The organism is Candidatus Lokiarchaeota archaeon (assembly GCA_014730275.1).
Lineage (GTDB): Archaea > Asgardarchaeota > Thorarchaeia > Thorarchaeales > Thorarchaeaceae > WJIL01.
The window spans coordinates 1-3,627 of record WJIL01000139.1 but is presented as its reverse complement, the minus strand read 5'-3'; the positions used below and the strand labels follow the sequence as shown (position 1 = coordinate 3,627).

General features: G+C 44.2%; 2 protein-coding genes. Both read right to left on the bottom strand.

Going from position 1 to position 3,627, the window contains the following annotated elements:
- Positions 1–857 precede the first annotated feature (857 nt).
- A complete protein-coding gene (locus GF309_15735; protein MBD3160229.1) occupies positions 858–1,115 on the bottom strand; it encodes a hypothetical protein in 258 nt (85 codons plus the stop codon).
- A 559-nt stretch (positions 1,116–1,674) separates the two neighbouring features.
- Positions 1,675–3,477 (bottom strand): DEAD/DEAH box helicase, encoded by a 1,803-nt coding sequence (locus GF309_15730; protein MBD3160228.1) that lies wholly within the window; start codon positions 3,475–3,477, stop codon positions 1,675–1,677.
- Positions 3,478–3,627 lie beyond the last annotated feature (150 nt).

The window sequence follows — 3,627 nt, the reverse complement described above, 5'->3', positions numbered from 1 at the left end:
TGCTTGAGCCATCAGACGATAACCCCCATCACGGTTATTCTATCTTTTCCAAATATGTCCACCACACGCACAACCAACTTGCAGCATCCCGGCGGACACTCTCTGGCAAGACTGGGCCGGTTCAAATTGAAAGTCTTAATCGAAACCAGATAACGCAAGATTTCTTGTTTTTCTCGGCCAGTCATTTTCGGCATTTGCTGTCCTCATGGGTATTTATAAAACTGCCCCGCCAGCATTTGAAGCATAGCATTACTTTATATCATATCTTTATTCTACTCCACTAAATAGGAGGATAAAATAACGGTTGCCAAAAGTCAATATTCTCATACAATTAGGGGACGGTGCTTTACGGTAAGACAGCAGTGGCGGAAACATAAATTTCCTAAGGACTCGTTCTTCCTTATCTAAATCATTAATTAACCCTGGATACCCGATGATTAACAGCATCCCACCGTGGTATCTGCCCGTAGAATAATTCGCTTCTCCCTGCCCCACCCACTGCATGACGGGAAATCGACCTGCTATGGAATTCTATTATGCCTCATCAACAAAATAGCATCATTCTACTGCCGTGCTGTCAAGCACCATTTACTTTATCCCTCTAAAGGGCGTCCTTTTGGAGTCTTGTTAGTTGCAAACAGATATTTCGTAAATCTTTAAGATGCAATTCCTTACTAGCTAGCCTTTTGTCTGCCCACCAGTATCAAAATGGCAAGTGAATATATTTAACATCCTGTTGTCTAAACTTAAGAATGAGAAGCTTTTACCCTCCCTCGTGTAGAAACAACTCATCCATGGTTCGTGAAACTTTGCTCATTAGCGAATAGTAACGACCCAAAAGTTATACGGTATTTATATTAATAGTAAGTTACACAATCAGAAAATGCGTTATTTTTGTATAAGTACTCCTGAGGAAAATCTGTAACCTTCTGCAAAGCCCCAGTTTCATCTTCAGTGAATGGGTATAGATCTAGATCCTGCTTCCATTCCCTATCTTTTCCCAGGTCATACATTCTTAACAATAATTTACCAAACTTCTGGATGAGTTCAAAATGCTTTCTGGTCGGATAAAGCGCTAGGTTTACCCCATATTTAATCATCTTTTGCTTTTTCAAACCAATTCCGAATTTCCGAACACACTACAACGCCCTTTCACAAACACTAATCGAATATTCGTAATACAAACCGCAGCATATTCAGTTATTTGCCCTTTGTGCACATAGTTTGGACAATAGCTGAGGGATTAAATCATTTCGTTGGAGATAGATGTTAACATCTCTAAGGCGTCTTCGTCTGTCTGGTTTCTACCTGTCCAATGCACGGGTAGATTGTTGATATATTTGCATGGTCTCATTTACATCTAAGGCATTGTACACATGGTGCAAATCTTTCACGCTCCCGTACAACAAATTCTTGCACCTTCATTCTAACAACTATTTCGGTAATTTTACATCCACTAATCAGATCAGTTGGTCTTTCAGTGTCTGAAGTTTAGCTATGTCGCGTTCGATTATGGCGATGGCGCAAGTAGAACAGTAGTGGTCCGGTGAACTGGCTGGTTTCATTAATTTCAGACGCTTTTCTCCACATTTTATCCTGTGGGTGGAATTGTGTTGGCAGTTATGTGCTCTCCGAGCCTCATCTATCTTCACACTTTGTAGAATAGATTTCGGTCTAGGCATCGAATACCTCCTGTTGTGCTGCATGAGACAGTTCTGCGAATTGTTGGTCAATAATATCAAGTTCAGCACTAGTATACTCAGAACGCTCTCCAACACCCCGTCCAACTGCCTGCGCCACCTGTCTGTCAATAGCGGCCTTCAAAACAACAAAGTTAGTTCTTTGGTGACGATTCCTGTCAAGTTCGAATCCTCGTGGGTTGATGCCACGTTCACCAAGGATCCTTCCTGTCTCGATGCGTACTCGCATATCTAGGCTATACCTGGCGGCTTGTCGTTTCCGAACCCTTGTGGTTGGGATCGGTTCCAATTCCATCGCATCACGAACAGTACCCGGTGCATAGCCACGTTCCTGAAGTATCCGAATCGCCTGCATTGCCTCAGCATCATTTTGGATGAGAGGTATCTCCTCAAGGGTAACTCCGGATTGCCCTCTTACAGAAACAGAATTCATAATACGCTCCGCTGGCGTAACTGTAATTTCATCTGAATTTGAGAAATCTAAGCCCTCAACCGGAAGTAATTGGTCGAAGAACTCTTGATCCACTTCGCTGTATTCCTGAAAATCCTGCCACCTTCTCGCGATGTTTGCGCCAGCGTGAAAAACAACAGTTCCTTGATTTAGAATATGTCGACTGTCATTCTGAACGATAACGCGCATTATACGCCCGACAAATTGAATGAAAGGCGACAGGTTTGAAAAGATACTAAATACTGCGGAAACGGACAAATAGCGATGGTCGAACCCTTCACCAAGCTTTCTGACTTGCACAATCACATCCAATTCATGATTCTCCAGTCGAGAGAGCACGCGATTATTTGCTGTGGAGTCCTCACGGCTGTGAACGTAATCTGCTCGACGGCCTCGCGCCCGATAGGCCTCCACGATCTGTCGGCAATGCTCGAAGTTTAGGGCAGAAGCTATAATCTTCAGTCTGTTTTCACCAGCCACCCCGCGCATCCTATCAAGTTCACGGATCGAGGCATCGACAATGGTATTTAATGTTTCCGTTGAAGTAACTATACTCCTGCGAAAATCGGCATCCTCCTCTCCAAGACGGCGGACCTCTTCCAAAGGTACTTCAATCTCTCTATCGTCCTCGCGCCGGACATAACTCAATGTCCGAGGATTTAGCACAAGTGCTTTAAGACGCTTGATGTATCCTTCCTGGATGGCTCGGGATATAGGATATGAATAAATAATCCGGCCGGTCATCCGCTGACCATCAGCGCGTAGTGGCGTAGCACTCAAATTGATAATTATAGCCCGCGGAAATTTCTGCTTTAGAACATCCCATGTGGCAGCAACACTATGATGGCCCTCATCGAAAAGAATGAGATCAAAATAGTTTCCTGGAAGGGACTGAAGCCAACGGTTCTCTTCACCTTGGAGCTGCTGAATGTTGGTTATGACGACATCCGCCTCATCAAGGTCACCTCGGTTGGTTGTAGTGCCACGAATCTCAACAGGTTCCGGATAGGGTGGGCTGGTAAGAACATGCGTCAATCTGTAAAACATATCAGACTGTGTAGGATCGAAATCTCCATGTAGTTGGTCAGCAATCCGAAGCCCAGGAGCAATCACAAGAGATCTGTTCGCTTGGAACGCGAATGGAGCAAGCGCAATGCAACCAGACTTACCACAGCCCACTGGCAAGATTATGCCAGCTTCCCTGTCGGTTGACTGATCAGCTGCAAAGTCCAGCATTGCCTCAAATGCCTCTCTTTGTGGAATGCGCAGTTGTGGATTCCCTGTAATAAACGATTCATGAGTCCTGAAAAAATCACCCACAATCATAGCCTCCTATGACTTCCATTTGTCTGTTTATTGCCCAAACTTTAAGCTCACTCACACCACGATGTATTGTTGAATGTAACGCCTTTTTGGGTTTGTGCTATTTCTCTGTGAACATTTTGTCAGCATACTTTTTCTTTAGCTCATCCAGAT

What these genes read in the sequence shown, in the direction of transcription:
- GF309_15730 (MBD3160228.1), bottom strand. Translation starts at nt 3,477, where the DNA reads ATGATTGTGGGTGATTTTTTCAGGACTCATGAATCGTTTATTACAGGG.